Origin of the sequence: Mesorhizobium sp. BR1-1-13, from assembly GCF_020165515.1 — a bacterium.
Taxonomy (GTDB): domain Bacteria; phylum Pseudomonadota; class Alphaproteobacteria; order Rhizobiales; family Rhizobiaceae; genus Mesorhizobium.
Window position 1 is genome coordinate 441,879 of sequence record NZ_JAIUIH010000004.1, and the last position, 15,182, is coordinate 457,060.

At 63.0% G+C, this 15,182-nt stretch carries 15 protein-coding genes and 1 other RNA gene; 10 read left to right on the forward strand and 6 right to left on the reverse strand.

Annotated features, from left to right (window positions below; genetic code table 11):
* Positions 1 to 6: 6 nt before the first annotated feature.
* From modA to LB533_RS12865, 3 genes are all read right to left on the reverse strand, one after another.
* A complete protein-coding gene (gene modA / locus LB533_RS12855) occupies positions 7 to 801 on the reverse strand; it encodes a molybdate ABC transporter substrate-binding protein (protein WP_224677307.1) in 795 nt (264 codons plus the stop codon).
* 272 nt (positions 802 to 1,073) lie between these two features.
* Positions 1,074 to 1,868 (reverse strand): thymidylate synthase, encoded by a 795-nt coding sequence (locus LB533_RS12860; RefSeq protein WP_224677332.1) that lies wholly within the window; start codon positions 1,866 to 1,868, stop codon positions 1,074 to 1,076.
* Positions 1,869 to 2,170: 302 nt separating this feature from the next.
* Positions 2,171 to 2,482 (reverse strand): DUF2853 family protein, encoded by a 312-nt coding sequence (locus LB533_RS12865; protein WP_140554449.1) that lies wholly within the window; start codon positions 2,480 to 2,482, stop codon positions 2,171 to 2,173.
* A gap of 168 nt (positions 2,483 to 2,650) precedes the next feature.
* Here LB533_RS12865 and ssrA point away from each other — a divergent pair.
* Positions 2,651 to 3,011: a transfer-messenger RNA gene (gene ssrA, locus LB533_RS12870) on the forward strand.
* A 114-nt stretch (positions 3,012 to 3,125) separates the two neighbouring features.
* Positions 3,126 to 3,677 (forward strand): AAA family ATPase, encoded by a 552-nt coding sequence (locus LB533_RS12875; RefSeq protein WP_224677308.1) that lies wholly within the window; start codon positions 3,126 to 3,128, stop codon positions 3,675 to 3,677.
* Between the two features lie 46 nt (positions 3,678 to 3,723).
* Here the strand turns inward: LB533_RS12875 and LB533_RS12880 are convergent, their stop codons facing one another.
* Positions 3,724 to 4,929, reverse strand: coding sequence for a multidrug effflux MFS transporter (locus LB533_RS12880; protein WP_224677309.1), 1,206 nt, complete (start codon positions 4,927 to 4,929; stop codon positions 3,724 to 3,726).
* A gap of 186 nt (positions 4,930 to 5,115) precedes the next feature.
* Here LB533_RS12880 and LB533_RS12885 point away from each other — a divergent pair, with 186 nt between their 5' ends.
* The 4 genes from LB533_RS12885 to LB533_RS12900 all read left to right on the forward strand — a co-directional run bounded on the left by LB533_RS12885 (position 5,116) and on the right by LB533_RS12900 (position 6,926).
* A complete protein-coding gene (locus LB533_RS12885) occupies positions 5,116 to 5,802 on the forward strand; it encodes a TetR/AcrR family transcriptional regulator (RefSeq protein ID WP_224677310.1) in 687 nt (228 codons plus the stop codon).
* A gap of 145 nt (positions 5,803 to 5,947) precedes the next feature.
* Complete coding sequence (locus tag LB533_RS12890) at positions 5,948 to 6,481, forward strand: SspB family protein (protein WP_140639162.1); 534 nt, start codon at positions 5,948 to 5,950, stop codon at positions 6,479 to 6,481.
* Between the two features lie 18 nt (positions 6,482 to 6,499).
* Complete coding sequence (locus LB533_RS12895; protein WP_140639163.1) at positions 6,500 to 6,697, forward strand: DUF4169 family protein; 198 nt, start codon at positions 6,500 to 6,502, stop codon at positions 6,695 to 6,697.
* Positions 6,698 to 6,704: 7 nt separating this feature from the next.
* The gene (locus LB533_RS12900) at positions 6,705 to 6,926 is read left to right on the forward strand and encodes a ribbon-helix-helix domain-containing protein (protein WP_140639164.1); all 222 of its coding nucleotides are present in this window, start codon (positions 6,705 to 6,707) and stop codon (positions 6,924 to 6,926) included.
* 12 nt (positions 6,927 to 6,938) lie between these two features.
* Here LB533_RS12900 and LB533_RS12905 read toward each other — a convergent pair whose 3' ends face one another.
* Positions 6,939 to 8,732 carry a chloride channel protein gene (locus LB533_RS12905; protein WP_140639165.1) on the reverse strand — a complete coding sequence of 598 codons (1,794 nt, stop codon included), beginning with the start codon at positions 8,730 to 8,732 and terminating at the stop codon, positions 6,939 to 6,941.
* Positions 8,733 to 8,881: 149 nt separating this feature from the next.
* On the opposite strand from LB533_RS12905, the gene LB533_RS12910 reads away from it, so the two are divergent.
* The 4 genes from LB533_RS12910 (at position 8,882) to LB533_RS12925 (ending at position 11,104) form a co-directional block, all read left to right on the forward strand.
* A complete protein-coding gene (locus tag LB533_RS12910; RefSeq protein WP_140639166.1) occupies positions 8,882 to 9,334 on the forward strand; it encodes a MarR family winged helix-turn-helix transcriptional regulator in 453 nt (150 codons plus the stop codon).
* 32 nt (positions 9,335 to 9,366) lie between these two features.
* On the forward strand, positions 9,367 to 9,612 hold the full coding sequence (locus LB533_RS12915; RefSeq protein WP_140639167.1) for a DUF982 domain-containing protein: 246 nt from the start codon (positions 9,367 to 9,369) through the stop codon (positions 9,610 to 9,612).
* 265 nt (positions 9,613 to 9,877) lie between these two features.
* Entirely contained in the window at positions 9,878 to 10,183 is a 306-nt protein-coding gene (locus tag LB533_RS12920; protein ID WP_140639168.1) for a hypothetical protein, read from the forward strand.
* A 33-nt stretch (positions 10,184 to 10,216) separates the two neighbouring features.
* Positions 10,217 to 11,104 carry a sigma-70 family RNA polymerase sigma factor gene (locus tag LB533_RS12925; RefSeq protein ID WP_140639169.1) on the forward strand — a complete coding sequence of 296 codons (888 nt, stop codon included), beginning with the start codon at positions 10,217 to 10,219 and terminating at the stop codon, positions 11,102 to 11,104.
* A 30-nt stretch (positions 11,105 to 11,134) separates the two neighbouring features.
* On the opposite strand, the gene LB533_RS12930 is transcribed toward LB533_RS12925, so the two are convergent.
* On the reverse strand, positions 11,135 to 15,007 hold the full coding sequence (locus tag LB533_RS12930) for an AsmA family protein (protein ID WP_224677311.1): 3,873 nt from the start codon (positions 15,005 to 15,007) through the stop codon (positions 11,135 to 11,137).
* Positions 15,008 to 15,182 lie beyond the last annotated feature (175 nt).

Sequence of the window (15,182 nt, forward strand, 5' to 3'; positions counted from 1 at the left end):
GCTATCCTAGTTGACGGGCGCAAGGACCGTGAAACCCTGCTCCTTGAATAGATCCGATGCCTTTGCCGTCCGCAGGCACTTCAGGAAGGCAGGCGTGTCCTTGTCCTTCGAATCCGCCGTCTGGGCAACCGGATAGATGATCGGCGGATGCGAATCCTCGGGGAAAATACCAACCACCTTGACGCCCTTTTCTGCATGCGCGTCCGTGGCGTAGACGATGCCGAGAGCCGCTTCGCCCGTCGAGACCAGCTTGAGTGCCGCCCGCACATTCTCGGCCTGCGCCACCTTGCCCTCGACCGAGGACCAGACGCCGAGCGATTCAAGTGCGGCCTTGCCGTATTTGCCGGCCGGCACAGCCTTGAAGTCGCCCATGGCGAGCTTGCCGTCGCCGACCAGCTTGGCCAGATCAAAACCCTTTTCGATCTTGGCTTCAACGCCCGAATCCTTCGGCGCCACCAGCACGATCCGGTTGCCGAGCAGCTTCACTTCGGTATCGGGCTTGGTCAGCTTCCTATCGGAAAGATACTTCATCCAGTCGAGATCGGCCGAGATGAAGACGTCCGCCGGCGCGCCGCTTTCGATCTGCTTGGCGAGCGCCGAACTCGCCGCGTAGGAGATGGTCGCCGCTTCGCCGACATCAGCCGCGCAGGCCTTGTTGACCGCGTCGAGCGCGTCCTTGAGGCTGGCGGCCGCAAACACCACGACCTCGTCTTGCGCGCGCGCCGCCGGCACTGCTGCCGTCCACGCCGCTGCGAAGCCGCCAATGGCGACAGCCGCCACTGCAAAACCATTGCGCGTCATGAAACTCTCCCTGAGTTGACATCCGGCCTGCTCGAAGCCTGCCATCCGATATATCCGGATGAATATAACAAGGAAAGGTTTTTCGCCCAGCGTGGCCATTGAATGCGCGGCGTCATCGCGACCAGCGATAGACCAGCACGGATACAGCGAAAGGCAGAAGAAGACGTCACAAGAAGATGCAAAGGCCGACCGCCTCGCCTGTCAGGATCGACATTGACGGCGCCGTCGTCACGGCCTCGATGCGTCACGTCGGCAAGGGTTGCGCCGGCGGTTCAGACCGCGATCGGCGCCTTGATCGTCGCGTCGGCGACATAGTTTTCCAGCCGGAAATCCTCGAAGCGGAAGGCGAAGAGATCCTTCACTTCAGGGTTGATCCACATGGTCGGCAGCGTTCTTGGCGTGCGCCGCAGCTGCTCGCGCGCCTGCTCGAAATGGTTCGAATAGAGATGCGCGTCGCCGAGCGTGTGGATGAAATCGCCGGGCTTCAGGCCGGTCACCTGCGCCACCATCAGCGTCAGCAGGGCGTAGGAGGCGACGTTGAACGGCACGCCGAGGAAGATGTCGCCGGAACGCTGGTAAAGCTGGCAGGAAAGCCGGCCTTCCGAGACGTAGAACTGAAACAGACAATGGCACGGCGGCAACGCCATCGCCTCCACCTCGGCCGGATTCCAGGCCGAAACGATCAGCCGCCGCGATTGAGGATTGCGGCGTATCTCTTTCACAAGATTGGTTATCTGATCGATCGACCCGCCATGGCCGTCCGGCCAGGAACGCCACTGCTTGCCATAGACGGGGCCAAGATCGCCATTCTCGTCAGCCCATTCGTCCCAGATGGAAACGCCATGGTCGGTCAGATATTTGATATTGGTTTCGCCGGCCAGGAACCACAGAAGCTCATGAATGATCGATTTCAGATGCAGCTTCTTGGTGGTGGTGGCGGGAAAGCCGCGCGCCAGGTCGAAGCGCATCTGGTAGCCGAAGACGGAGCGCGTTCCCGTGCCCGTGCGGTCGCCGCGGTCGGCGCCGTGGTCCAGCACGTGCTGCAGAAGGTCGAGATACTGGCGCATCGGTTCGGCTCGATTCGATCGTGCGAGCATTATAGCTGCTAGACAGGCGGGCGAACACATCAAAACGGTGCAGGCGGCGCTTGCCTCATCACTGTTTCGGCGTCCGCGCCGGCCTCCAAGCAACTGACCGCAGCCTCGGCGTCCGTCTTGCAACGCCGGCAATTGGCCAAACCATCGGTGGCAGCGTGCTTCTCCCCGTCTCTATACGGGGAGAAGATGGCGGCAGCCAGATGAGGGGCAGCACCAGGCGTGCCCATTACAAAGCAACGGCGCGCCTCAGCAGCCGCGCGAGCACGGAATTCTCAGAGCGAACCGAGCTTTCCCAGGTCCTTGGCAACGAGGTAGTAAAAAGTCACCCGATTCTTGGTGTTGTCTGCGGCCATCGCCTTGCAGGTCTTCTCGATCGCAGCATCTGCCTTCGCTGCATCAGCGACGCCGAGCTTCTTGCCGACCCAGTTTTCCCGGACTCGCTCGAGTTCTTTGGGATCGGTGCAGGACACCAGCGAGGAATCGCGGTTCCTGAGCGCAATGCCCAGATGCTTCACAATCTTCTCGACAGTTTCGGCACTCGCCGCGGCGTCGTATTTCTTCACGTCTGCAAGATAGTCGGCCATCAAAATTCCCCTCGTCGGCGCCACGGATCCGATCGATGAGGGCTGTGGCGCGCTCCGCAACTCGTGCGCTCTGTCGGTAACTCCTCACCGCGGCAAAGCTTCGGTTGAGACCGTTCCCAAGTCAACCCTGCCGCGTCGCATTTTGACACAGGGACAAAGCACCATTGCGGTCTTTCATTTCTGGCGACGGACCCCTATATTCGCTTCGTCGGCTTGACCGACTATGGCGATAAACTGGCGATGAAATAAGCCGTTCGGACCCGGGGGCGGTACCCGGCGCCTCCACCAAAAACCGCTCTGGAAGACGGAGCGGCTTTTGCTGGGGGCGAAATAGGATCGACGAAGGTGTAAAGATCGTACTTTTGCCCGGCATTGTACCACCGTCATCGGGCTAAACTTATAGTTGCCAACGACAACTATGCGGAAGCACGTCTCGCTGCTTAATGCAGTGCGATAGCTTCAAATCAAGCCCTAGGGGTTCGCACTTCTAGGCGGGGTTCGGAGGTACCTGGCAACAGAAACCTCCACTTCTCCCCCTTTTTCATCTGCATCACGCGCAACGGCTCCTCGCGCCAGCCAGACTTCGTTCGGCCCATGGGAGGCGACGCAGTGGAGCCGCATGCCTCCTTCGACATGGGTAAAAATGCAAAACAATTCCGACCGATTCTTCGTGCTGACCGGCGGTCCGGGCTCCGGCAAGACCACACTGATCGAAGGCTTGCGCCGTGCAGGGTTCGCCACCTCGGTCGAGGCCGGACGCGGCATCATTCGCGACCAGTCCGCCATTGGCAGCCCCGCTTTGCCCTGGAGCGATCGCGCATTGTTTGCCGAATTGATGCTGTCCTGGGAGATGCGCTCGTACCAAGCCGCGATGGAACAGGAGGGACCGGTCTTCTTCGATCGTGGCGTGGCTGACACGCTGGGCTATCTCCGCCTCGGCGGCCTGCCGGTGCCCGATCACGTCGGCATCGCAGCGAAGCGTTTCCGCTACAACCCCCGTGTCTTCGTTGCCCCGCCCTGGCCCGAAATCTTCACGCAGGATGAAGAGCGCAAGCAGACGCTCGACGAAGCCGAGCGCACCTATCACGCGTTGGTCGGCGTCTACGCCGAACTCGGTTATGAACTGGTACGACTGCCCCTGGCGTCTGTCGAGACACGGCTGCGCTTCGTGCTGGACGAAGCGGGATTGGCATAAAAAAGGCCGGGATCGGCCCGGCCTCTTTCAATTTATTGACGATTGCCTACTCCGCCGGCGCTTCAACCGCCTCGCGCGAACGGCCGAGGGTGATCTTGGCCAGGGTGAAAGAGATCACCGCGCAGAGCGTGATACCGGCGACCATCGGCAACGGTGTGCCGTCGAAGAAGATGCCGGCGATCCCCATGGCGAGCGCACCGATGGCGAAGTGCAGCGTGCCCATCAGCGCCGAAGCCGTGCCGGCAATCTCGCCATGCTCCTCCATGGCCAATACCGAGGTGGTCGGAATGACCAGGCCGAGGAAGCCGTAGCCGACGAACAGCAGCGCCGCCATCATATCCAGCCGGTCCACGCCGGAAGCCATGATCGCGAACAGGGCCACCATCGTGGTGGCGTAGCCGGTCACCGCCACCCACACCACCCGCTTGAGCCCGAAACGCTCGGAAAGCAGGCCCGTGAGTTGCGACATGCCGATGAAGGCGACGGCATTGATCGAAAAGAACACGCTATAGACCGAAGGCGACAGGCCGTAATGGTCGATCAGGATGAAGGACGAGCTCGACAGGTAGACGAAGAAGCTCGCAATGCCGAAGCCCGCGATCGCCACCAGACCGAGGAAGTTGCGGTCGCCCATCAGGAAACGGTAGCCTGAAAGGGCGGTGCCAAAGGAAGAACCGGCGCGTTCTTCAGCCGGCCGCGTCTCCTTGAGCGAGGTCGCGAGCAGGATGGTTGCTAGCACCGCTGCGGCCGTCACGGTCCAGAACACGGCGCGCCAGCCGAAACTCTCGATGATCTGGCTGCCGGTCAGCGGCGCCAGGATCGGCGATACCGAGAACACCAGCATCAGCAACGACATCAGCTTGGCGGCTTCGTTGCCAGTGTGCAGGTCGCGCACGATCGCGCGCGGAATGGCCATGCCGGCGCTGGCGCCAAGGCCCTGCAAGAAACGGAAGGCGATCAGCCATTCGATGGTCGGCGCCAATGCCGAACCGATGCCGCCGACCATGAACAGCGCAAGACCGCCATAGAGCGGCAGCTTGCGTCCGACCATATCGGAGATCGGCCCTACGACGATCTGGCCGAAGCCCATCGACAGGAAGAAGATCAAAAGGCTCATCTGCACGGCTGCGGTGCCGGCATTGAGATCAGCGCCGATCGACGGCAATGCGGGAAGATACATATCGATGGCGAAGGGGCCGATGGCGGACAACAGGCCGAGCACGACCGCGATGCGGAGGAATTTGGAACTCATGATGTTGGCTTCTTTCGAATCTGGTTGTCGCCGCAAGGCGACGTCTAACCCCAGGACGTTCGATCCCGTGGGATTCCGACTCTCCGAGTGCGAATTGTTCGCGTGTCCAGAGGGGAACCCCTTATATCGTGTCCACAAATTTAGACAGTCTTGTCTAAATCGTCAATCACCTCTATATAGATTTTCATGAGACCGGGCGTTTCTCCTGACAGTTTCCCGCCACGAAGCCACGAGGCCAAGCGCATCTCGGTGGTCGACGCCGCCGCTTCCGTGTTCTGCCGCGAAGGCTTTGCCGGCGCCAATATCGACCTGATCGCTGCCGAGGCGGGTGTGTCGCGTCAGACCGTCTATAACCACCATGGCGACAAGGAAAAGCTCTTCATCGCCGTAGTCCGCGACCTCACCGAGCGCTGCAATGCCGGCATCTTCGCCACCATCGCCACGTTCCCGGACCAGCCGAGGGATCTGGAAGCGGATCTGATCGGCTTTGCGGTGCGCCTCAACCAGAACTGCATCTGCAACCGCGACGGAAAATTCCTGCGCAAGCTGATCCAGACCGAAGGCGAGCGCTACCCTGAATTGTTCGCCGAATGGCGCGAACAGGGTCCGGGGCGGACCTGGCCAGCAATCGCCGCCCGCTTCGCTCGCCTTGCCTATGGCGGTTACCTCGCGATCGACGACCCCGACGTCGCGGCGCGGCAGTTCCTCGGCCTCGTTAATGCTGAATTGCAGACGACTTTCATGCTCGGCGGCACCCCGGCCGAGGACGAGGTCGTGCAATCGGCGACAAATGGCGTGCGCACCTTCCTGCGCGCTTTCGGCAAGCGCCCCTCCCCGACCGTCAAAAAGCAGACCGCACTGGCCAACGCATAGCATTGCGCGTGACGCAAGCCGGCTTCGCCGATCAAATCTCGGCAATCGTCCTCGCTTCGACACGGCGGCGCGTCTATATGCGGTTTACGCCGCGCTCAAGCTTGATTACAGCTATGCGGACGATTCAACGGAACCCGACCGCCACATGGCCGACGACCACATACGCTATGACATTCTGGCCCAGGAGGCGTTGCGCGGCGTCATGCGCAAGGTCCTGGCGGAAGTCGCGCGCACCGGCCTCCCCGGCAATCATCATTTCTTCATCACCTTCCTGACCGGCGCGCCGGGCGTGCGCGTGTCGTCGCGGCTGCGCGAGCGCTATCCGGAGCAGATGACCATTGTCATCCAGTTCCAGTATTGGGACCTTAAGGTCACCGAGACCGGTTTCGAGGTCGGGCTCTCCTTCTCGGACGTGCCGGAAAAACTCGAAATCCCGTTCTCGGCGGTGCGCGGCTTCTACGATCCGTCGGTCAACTTCGAACTCGAATTCGACGTCAAGACCGAAGGCCAGTCGGATGACGAGCCAGCTTCCCAGCCGGCGTCCGAACCGCTCGCCATCGTCTCCGAGAAAAAGCCGAAGGCGGAGAAGAAGACCGCCGAACCCGAGAAGAAGGCGGCCGATGCCGATGCCGCCAAGGGCGCCGAAGTCGTCTCGCTCGACGCCTTCCGCAAGAAATAAGCCTTCGGGTCGCGCGTCATGGCCGACATCGTCAATCTGCGCCAGGCTCGCAAGCAGAAGGCAAGGCTGGAGAAGGAGCGCACTGCCAGCCAGAACCGCGCCCTGTACGGCCGCTCCGGGGCAGAGAAGGAACGCGACCGCCTGGTTGCCGAAAAGGCTGAGTCCTTCGTCGCGGGCCATCGGCGTCAACCGTCGCCCGATCCGGACCCCAAATGAGCTTCAGGTGAGCCCGGTCGAAAAGCGCTCGGTGACGATCCGCGGCCACCGCACCAGCTATTCGCTCGAAAAGCCCTTTTTTGACGACCTTGTCGCTATCGCCATCGCGCGCAATCTGACCCTTGCCGCGCTGGTCGCGGAAGTCGACGAAAACCGGCCACGAGACACCAATCTGTCCTCGGCGCTCCGGATCCATGTACTGGCCTGGGCGAAGCGCGGCCGCGCCTGATGCCAGGCTCCGTCAGACAGCGCTTTCCTGTTTCCCGCGGCGGGTGCCGAACCCCAGCAGGGCCGTGCGATCGCGCTCTTCCGCCTGCTTCCTGGATCTGACGCGCATCAGGTCCTTCCAGCCGACGTAACCGACCAGCGTTCCGTCGTCGCGGGCCACGACCGGCAGATGCGACACGTTGGCCATCAAGAGCTTGTCCGACAGGCCTTCCAGATATTCATCGGGATAGGCAAGCGTCACCTTGCTCCCAGCCAGCAAGTCGCCGAGCGTCGTCGTGCGGTGTTTGCCGGCGCGCCGCCAGCGCAGGATCGCCGGTGGGTCGATAAGGCCGAGCACCTGCCTGTTGCCGTCAATGACCGGGAAGCTCGGATGACGCGTCTCCGGCGCGGTCAGGAATGCCGCTGCGCCATGCAGCGTCATCGTCGCCGGCACGCTTTGGACCTCCGTGGTCATCACTTCGTGCACCCTGGTCAGCGCGAACGGATCGACCCGGTATTCGCGCACCAGATGATGCCCTCGCCTGGCGATCTTCTCGGTCAGGATGGAACGTTTCATCAAAAGCACAGTCACCGCATGGGCGGCGGCGCAAGCCGCGATCAGTGGCACCAGCACATGCGTGTTGCCGGTCAATTCGACCGCGAAGAAGGTCGCCGTCAGCGGCGCGCGCATCGTACCGCCCATGGTCGCCGCCATCGCCAGCAGTGCCCAGAAGCCGGGATCGGCCGCCGGCAGGAAGCCGGCGAGCACCGCGCCCATCGCGCCGCCCATGATCAGCAGTGGTGCCAGCACGCCGCCCGACGTTCCCGAGCCCAGCGCCACCGACCAGATGACGGCTTTTACCACCAACAGCAGGAGTGCCGCCGTCGCGATCGTACGGCCGTCCAGCATGTTCGATATGTTGTCGTAGCCGACGCCGAGCGCCTGCGGCTCGATCAGGCCGCCAATGCCGACGACGAGGCCGCCGAGCATCGGCCACCACATCCAGTGGATCGGCAGCTTCTGGAAACCATCCTCGCAGGCATAGACCATCTGCGTCAGCAAGGCGGACAGGAGGCCCGCGGCAACGCCGATCAGGACCCAGCCGCCAAGACCGGCAAAGGAAATCGCCATGCCGCCCTGAAACGGAAAGATCGGTCCCGGCATGTGCAGCATGGTGCGCTCGACCTCCGCCACGATGGCAGCCACCGCCACCGGAATGAAGCTGCGCGGCGTCCATTCGAACAGAAGCAGTTCCACCGCCAGCATGATGGCGGCGATCGGCGTTCCGAACACGGTGGTCATGCCCGCAGCGGCGCCCGCCACCAGCAGCGTCTTGCGCTCATTGTCGCTGACCGGCAGCATCTGCGCGATTAGCGAGCCGATGGCGCCGCCGGTCATGATAATTGGGCCCTCGGCGCCGAACGGTCCACCGGAGCCGATCGAGATCGCCGACGACAGCGGCTTCAGCACTGCGACCTTGGCGTCCAGTCGCGAGCGCCCGAGCAGGATCGCTTCGATCGCTTCGGGAATGCCGTGGCCACGGATCTTCTCGCTGCCGTAGCGCGCCATCAGGCCGATGATCAGCGCGCCGATCACCGGCACGGCGACGGCGGCATATCCAAGCGGAGTGTCCTCCAGCTTCAAATCGGCAAGCGTGAATTGACCGAAATAGGCGACATTGGTGGCGAGCCGGATCAATTTCAGCAGGATGATGCCGGCAAACAGCCCGGCCGTCGCCACCACCACGGCAATGGCCGCGATCAGCAGCACCCTGGCGTCGGTGGTAAAATCGCGCAGATGTCCGGGAGTGCCATGTTCGGTCTTCATTGCCTGCCTGCTTTCCGTCGGCGTGCCGCTCTTGGAGGATAGGCAAACCGCCAAATCGGCTTTGCCGGCGGCTATGTATCGTAATACGATATAAATATTCAAGCAGGCATGGCCCGAAATCGTTTGAGCTTTGGCCGGAATGACAACACATGTCTGATATGTCGCATCCGCAAAAACCCCGCTCCGCCATCAGCCAGGCCGACTACCAGCGGCTGTCCGAGTTCCGCTACCTGATCCGCCGCTTTCTGGAATTCAGCCAGCTACAGGCGGAAGACGCCGGTCTCACCACGCGCCAGCACCAGGCACTGCTCGCCATAAAGGGTTTTCCGGGCGGAGGCCCGGTAGCCATCGGCGACCTCGCCGAACGCTTGCGCATCCGTCACCATAGTGCCGTCGAACTGGTCAACCGCCTGTGCGAGGCCGGGCTGATCGTCAGGGATCAGGACAAGGACGACCAGCGCAAGGTGCTGCTGCAACTGACCGAGCGGGCCGATGCCTGCCTCGCCGACTTGTCGGCCGTGCATCTCGACGAGCTTTCCCGCATCGAACCCATGCTGAGGAGCGTGCTCGCCCGAAAGGACCGCGATACGCTTCAGAAATAAGTTCGTTAACCCAGCTGAATGGAGGCTATGCCATGTACAACATCTGGTTTTCCAAGGCAGTCCCGGTTTCCACAGGCGTTTCCGGCGACGTTCGACATCTGTCCAATGCCGAACAAGCCCTCGACCTTCTTGCCAATCACTGGCGCGATGCGGGAAGCATCAAGCATAAGGCTGCGCTGCGGGCGTGCCGGCAGGCCATGAACGGCGGCGTATCGGCCGATACCGCCAGGGATGCTTTTGTCGAAGCCGCGAGGGAAGCGCGCATTCTGGTCGAATAACTGCCGCGCATGGGCTGTGGCGTTGTTGGTCCAACCAGAGGCCCGACATAGCGTCGTCGATCGACGGCGAGCGCACGATGAGATCGCGACAGCCGTCAGCAACGCGCCGTCGTCCATTCAACTTTGCGAAGCCCGGCTACCATCGGGAAGATGGGACATGACGGGCCGCATAAAAAATCCGGAAACCCCGAATCCTTTGGCTCCGCCGCTTCGTCTCGGACATGAGCGACCTGCAGGGTGCAGGGCCGCCAGAGGAACGGGCAAGATGAAACACCATTTGATACGTTACAGGACCAAACCGGAGCTGGTCGACGAGAACGAGCGGCTGGTCAAGGCCGTGTTCCAGGAATTGCGGGATAAATCGCCCGAAGGGTTTCGCTACATGACATGGCGGTCCAGCGACGGTACCTTCTTCCATCTGGTCGAAGCGGCAACCGAGGAGCAGGCCGGCACCCTTCCCGGGCTGGCGGCGTTCGAGACTTTTCAGAACGGCATCAGGGATCGCTGCATCGAGCCTCCGCATCGCGAGGCGATGACGGTGGTGGGCAGTTACCGGATGCTGGACCAGTAGGCGCGGTCAAGCGATGTAGAGAACGGCGGGCGTATGAACATCCTCATTCCTGGCGAGCACCGCGCGCTCATCGAACGCCTGTTTGGAGAATTGCGCCCAAAGCTGCACCGCTATTGTGCGCGCATGACGGGTTCCGTCTTCGACGGCGAGGACGTGTTGCAGGAAGCTCTGGCCAAGGCGTTCGAGGCTTTGCCGAACGCCGGCCAGATCGCAAATCCGGAGGGCTGGCTGTTCCGCATCGCGCACAACACGGCACTCGATTTTCTGCGCCGGCGAGCCCGCGAAAAGGCCTTTTCCGATGAGGATCCGGACATGATCGTCGACCCGGCCAACGCCACCTTCGACCGTCAGGCCGCTGCCGCCGGCCTGCACACCTTCATGCGCCTGCCCGTCGCGCAGCGAAGCAGCGTCATCATGATGGACGTTCTGGGTTATTCCCTGCAAGAAATCAGCACCGCGCTGGACACCAGCGTCCCGGCCGTCAAGGCGGCGCTGCATCGTGGCCGCGGCCGCTTGCGCCAGCTCGCCGCCGAGCCCGAGGATCGGCCGGTTCCCAGGCTGAGCGTCTCCGAACGCCTGTTGCTCGAAGCCTATATCGATCGCTTCAACGCCCGTGATTTCGACGCCGTGCGCGACATGCTCGCCGATGAAGTTCGCCTGGAGCTGGTGGCCAGAACGCGATTTACCGGACCCAAGGAAGTGGCCACCTACTTTCACAACTATTCCCGCGTTCACGATTGGCGTTTTGTGCCGGGATTCGTCGAGGACAGGCCGGTGATCCTCGTTCACGACGGCAACGATCCGGTTGCGCGACCAGCCTATTTCATCCTGCTGGTCTGGCAGGAGGGTAAGCTTGCCGCCATCCGCGATTTTCGTCACGCCCGCTACGTCGCCGACAGCGCCGAACTGCTCGTTCTTTGAACGATTGAGGCAAATCCCCTGCCTACTGCCCTACTGCAAAGACTTCAGCAAATTGTCGATCGTAGACGGATTGAACTGCGGTTTGGCCGGGGGCGGATTATCATTGGCCACCGGCGGCGGCGCCGGTTCCGGGTTCGGCGTCTGCTCGGCGCCCTTGCGCTCTGCTTCCAACCTTGCCCTCTCCTGCGAGGCGGTCCGCATCGCCTCCTCGGCCTTTGCCTTGGCATCCGCCTCGGCTTTGGCTTTTGCCTCGGCATCCGCCTTGGCCCTGGCCTCCGCTTCGGCCTGCGCCTGAGCTTCCGCCTCGGCTTTCGCCTTGGCGTCGGCCTCGGCCTTCAGCCGCGCCGCCTCCTCCCGCTGTCGCTGCTCCTCGGCCGCCTTGTCGCGCTGGTCCTGCAACGCAGCGTAGTAACGCACTTCGCGCCGCAGCCGCTGCTTCTCCAGCAATGCGGCCTGCATCGCCTCGACCCGCTGCTGCTCTTTCTCCAGCGCGCGCTGCGTCAGGAATTGCGCCAGCGGTTCGCTGTCGAACTGCCGTTTGACGGCGCCGAACGGCCCCTCGACGCTGAAATTCATCGCCGGCTCGGAACCGACGAGCGCTTCGTCGCCGGGCCGGTAGGTGACCGCGCCCTTGGCGGAGACCGTATCGGCATTGAGATCCGCCGTGATGTCGGCGGACAAGGTCGCCGAAGGATTTTCGAGGCTGATCGGCGGCGCCCGCAGCGTGCCACCTGCAATGGTGAAGGCGATGTCGGTATCCTTTGCCGCGAAACTCCCATCTGCCGCGATAGCAGGGGCGAAGCCGGCTGTCTTGGCTGCATCGATATCGCGGCCGATCGCGTCGGCCTTGGCGAGGAAGGTGTTGAACGCATCGGGATTGACGCCGGCGACCGTAACGCCCTTCAGCGCCGCCGTGCCCGAACCCGACAGAGCGGCGATCATCGCGTCGACCGATTTGCCGCTTGTCGAAAACGCCGCGGAGATATCCCCCTTGCCGTCGATGCCGGCATTCGGCAGCACGGCTGGCAAATCGGCGTCCGCAAGCTTCATCTGGCCGGTGAAAAGCCCGGTGCCGTCATTGTTTTTCAATTCGAACAGGCCGGTCAGCGCACCGCCAAGGAATTTCGCCCTGAGATCGGACACGCGGATGCCTTCCTGGTCGAGCTTCAGCGACAAGGCCGCGTCATAGGCGGTCGCGAATGGTCCTGCGGTGAGGGAAGCCGCGGTCAAGTCGAGATCGGCCGTGAACGGAAGGCTGGATTTCTGGCTGAACGGAGCCGACGGCCACACACCGCCTTTATTGTCTCCGTTCTTGTCCGTGAACGCGGAATCGCCGAACAGCGCCACCGCCATCGGGTCGAGATCGAGTTCGTCGAGCGCCAGCGCGCCGGCCAGATGCGGCACGCCATCCTTGCCGCCAATCCCCTCCTTGACGTCGATATTCACGTCACCCGACACCGCAGCTTCGTTGATGGCGGCATTGAGGCCGGAGAGCACCAGTAGGCCGTTGCCGTAATCGGCCTGCGCGGTGAGCGACGTCGACATGCCTGTTCCCATGCCTGGCAGGCCTATGCCTGATGTCATCAACCAGGGCTCGATGTCGGCCGCATCGAGGCTGACCTTGCCCTTTGCGACCGGACCTTGCGGTGTGTCGGCTACGGTGCCGTCGAAACCGGCGTTGAAGTCGTTGCCGGCAAGGCTGAAGCTCGTCGCCAGGCCGCCGCCCAGCGTGCCCTTGGCCTGGATGTCGGTGCTTGCCTCGCCGAGCATGCCGAGCGGCAGCGCCGGCAAGCCGTAAAGTGCCAGCAGCGCGGTGGCGTCGGGGTTCCTGGCATTGAAGGTCAGCGCCACAGGCGCTTCAAGAAGCTTCTCGACCGCTCCCTTCCCCGACAGCGAGGCGGAAAAGGACGATCCGCCGGCCTTGCCTTGCCCACTCACCGCAAGCCCCGTTGTGCCGTCGCCATTGTCGGCGGCACTCACCACAAGATCGACGCGTGAATCCTGGAACAGGTCGGGATAGGCTGCGGCGCGGCTAGCCAGTCCCTTGAGCACGGCATTGTCGGCATAGTGCTGCGCCGCCACGTCGATCAGTGGCTTCAGGTCTACGGCGACCACGGAGGCGTCGAGCTTGCCGGTCGGGCTCGCCGGAAAATCCTTGATCCGGCCGGTGGCGCTGATCGACGCGCCAGCCAGCCCGCCCACCGACAGCCGGTCGATCTCAAGTAGCCCGTCGCGCAGCCTGAGCGCGGTGTCGACCGTATCGGCGGTCAAGCCTCCGGCACTGACCGGTCCCGCCTTGATCTGGAAATCGAGGTCGCGGTCGGCAAATCGGTTGGCGCCCTTGTCGCTGATGAAGATCGAGGCGAAGGCCGCCAGCCCGTCGACATCGAGATCGCCGCCTTCCAGCCGCATCAGCACCGAGGGCCTGGCGTCGTCGGGCTGGCTGGAATCGATGCGGCCGGAAAACGTCGCCTTGCCCAGGACCAGTTCGAGATCGCTGAAGGCCTGGCGCTTTTCGGAGAGATCGACCCTGGCCCGGAAGCCGGCGGCGGGCAGGCGCCGGATCGCCTCGTCGACATCCTTCGACAACCAGGCAGCGAAGCCGGAAGGCTGCGCCACGGCCAGCAGCAGCGAACCGGTGAAGCCGAAATGGTTCTCGACGCTGAGCAGGCCGTCGGCCTCCAGCGTGGCGCGGCCGGGCAGTGTCGCGGCAAGCGATTTCACCGACCAGCCGCCATCGACCGGTTCGGCGGAAAGATGAACGTCGCGAACCGTGGTGTCGCCGGCCACGACGGCCGGCAACCTGACCTCGACCGTTCCGGGAATGGTCGGCTTAGGCAGGTCGAGCAAGGCCTGTTCCAGTCCGGCAATGCGCTGATCCAGTGTCAAGCCGGCGCCTGCCGCCGCACCCACGGCCTCGTCGAACTGCACCTGCGCGCCATTGGCCTCGATGGCGAAGCTTGGATTCTGCCCGAGATCGACCGAGGCCTTGCCGTCGGCGGTATATGGATTGTCGAGCGGCCCGGTCTCGAAGCGGAATTCATCGATGCCGAGCTTCTGGTGATCGAGCGCGAACTTGCCGTTGACCCGAAAGCCGGGATCGGACTTGCCGGTGCCGACCTTCACCGTCTCGCCATCGGTGCCCCGCAACTGGGCCGAGTTCTTGTCGGCGCCGGAAATCTTGAACTGTCCGGAGTAGATGGCGGCTCCGTTGACGATGCCGGCATTGCCGTCGGTTTCGATGACCAGCGGATAGGCGTCGGGATCGGCCTTGAGCCGAAACCGCATCTGGCCGTTGGCTTCGACCTTGCCGGTGGTGGCGGCAACCGTCGTGCGCAGGCCGTCGAACCTCAGCGTGCCCTCCATGCGCCACGGGCCCGCCAGCGATTTGGCCGAAATGGTCGAATTGATCTCGGACATGATGTGGCTGCGTCCGCCGGCGGCATGACGCAACTCGATCTGCCCTTCCGTCACCGTCAGCTTCTCGATCGATATCTGGTTGAGGTTGAAGGGCGAGGACGGCCGCATCGCCCAGTCGACAGTGCCATTGGCGGCGATGTCGATCGTCGCTTTCGGCCGCACCAGCCGCATGTCGAAAATCAGCACCTCGCCACGCAGGAACGGCGCCAGTTCCGCATCCATCGAAAACGTCTCGACGGTCATAGCCGGCTGGCCGGCGGGGCCGCCGGCAACGGCGACATTGGAGAAGGTTACCGACGGAAACGGCAACAAGCGCGCCGTGGCGGCGCCCTGCACGGTCACCTTGCGGCCGAGAATGGCGCTCGCTTCGCGCTCGAACTGCGCTCGATAGCCGGACCAGTCGACAAAATACGGCCCCACCAGCGCCGCGCACAGCACCAGCACGAACAGGCCACCGAAGATCACGAACAGGCGTGCGAGCATCAGCTCCGAACGGCTTGGTTGAAATCAGCCGCACTCTACCTGCATCCGCGTGTCGATAAAGAGGCAATTCGATCGTCGTCGGCGACAACCATGGACCGGGTTCGATGTTGCGCGGTCGCTCTTGATCGCGATACCTTGCTTTGGGCGTCCTCGCCCTGTTCCGGTCGCGGCGTTT

Excerpts from the sequence above, each read along its gene's own strand:
- modA (WP_224677307.1), bottom strand. The coding sequence starts at position 801 with ATGACGCGCAATGGTTTTGCAGTGGCGGCTGTCGCCATTGGCGGCTTC.
- LB533_RS12860 (WP_224677332.1), bottom strand. The coding sequence starts at position 1,868 with ATGCGCCAGTATCTCGACCTTCTGCAGCACGTGCTGGACCACGGCGCC.
- LB533_RS12865 (WP_140554449.1), bottom strand. The coding sequence starts at position 2,482 with ATGGCCGACTATCTTGCAGACGTGAAGAAATACGACGCCGCGGCGAGT.
- LB533_RS12875 (WP_224677308.1), top strand. The coding sequence starts at position 3,126 with ATGCAAAACAATTCCGACCGATTCTTCGTGCTGACCGGCGGTCCGGGC.
- LB533_RS12880 (WP_224677309.1), bottom strand. The coding sequence starts at position 4,929 with ATGAGTTCCAAATTCCTCCGCATCGCGGTCGTGCTCGGCCTGTTGTCC.
- LB533_RS12885 (WP_224677310.1), top strand. The coding sequence starts at position 5,116 with ATGAGACCGGGCGTTTCTCCTGACAGTTTCCCGCCACGAAGCCACGAG.
- LB533_RS12890 (WP_140639162.1), top strand. The coding sequence starts at position 5,948 with ATGGCCGACGACCACATACGCTATGACATTCTGGCCCAGGAGGCGTTG.
- LB533_RS12895 (WP_140639163.1), top strand. The coding sequence starts at position 6,500 with ATGGCCGACATCGTCAATCTGCGCCAGGCTCGCAAGCAGAAGGCAAGG.
- LB533_RS12905 (WP_140639165.1), bottom strand. The coding sequence starts at position 8,732 with ATGAAGACCGAACATGGCACTCCCGGACATCTGCGCGATTTTACCACC.
- LB533_RS12910 (WP_140639166.1), top strand. The coding sequence starts at position 8,882 with ATGTCTGATATGTCGCATCCGCAAAAACCCCGCTCCGCCATCAGCCAG.
- LB533_RS12915 (WP_140639167.1), top strand. The coding sequence starts at position 9,367 with ATGTACAACATCTGGTTTTCCAAGGCAGTCCCGGTTTCCACAGGCGTT.
- LB533_RS12920 (WP_140639168.1), top strand. The coding sequence starts at position 9,878 with ATGAAACACCATTTGATACGTTACAGGACCAAACCGGAGCTGGTCGAC.
- LB533_RS12925 (WP_140639169.1), top strand. The coding sequence starts at position 10,217 with ATGAACATCCTCATTCCTGGCGAGCACCGCGCGCTCATCGAACGCCTG.
- LB533_RS12930 (WP_224677311.1), bottom strand. The coding sequence starts at position 15,007 with ATGCTCGCACGCCTGTTCGTGATCTTCGGTGGCCTGTTCGTGCTGGTG.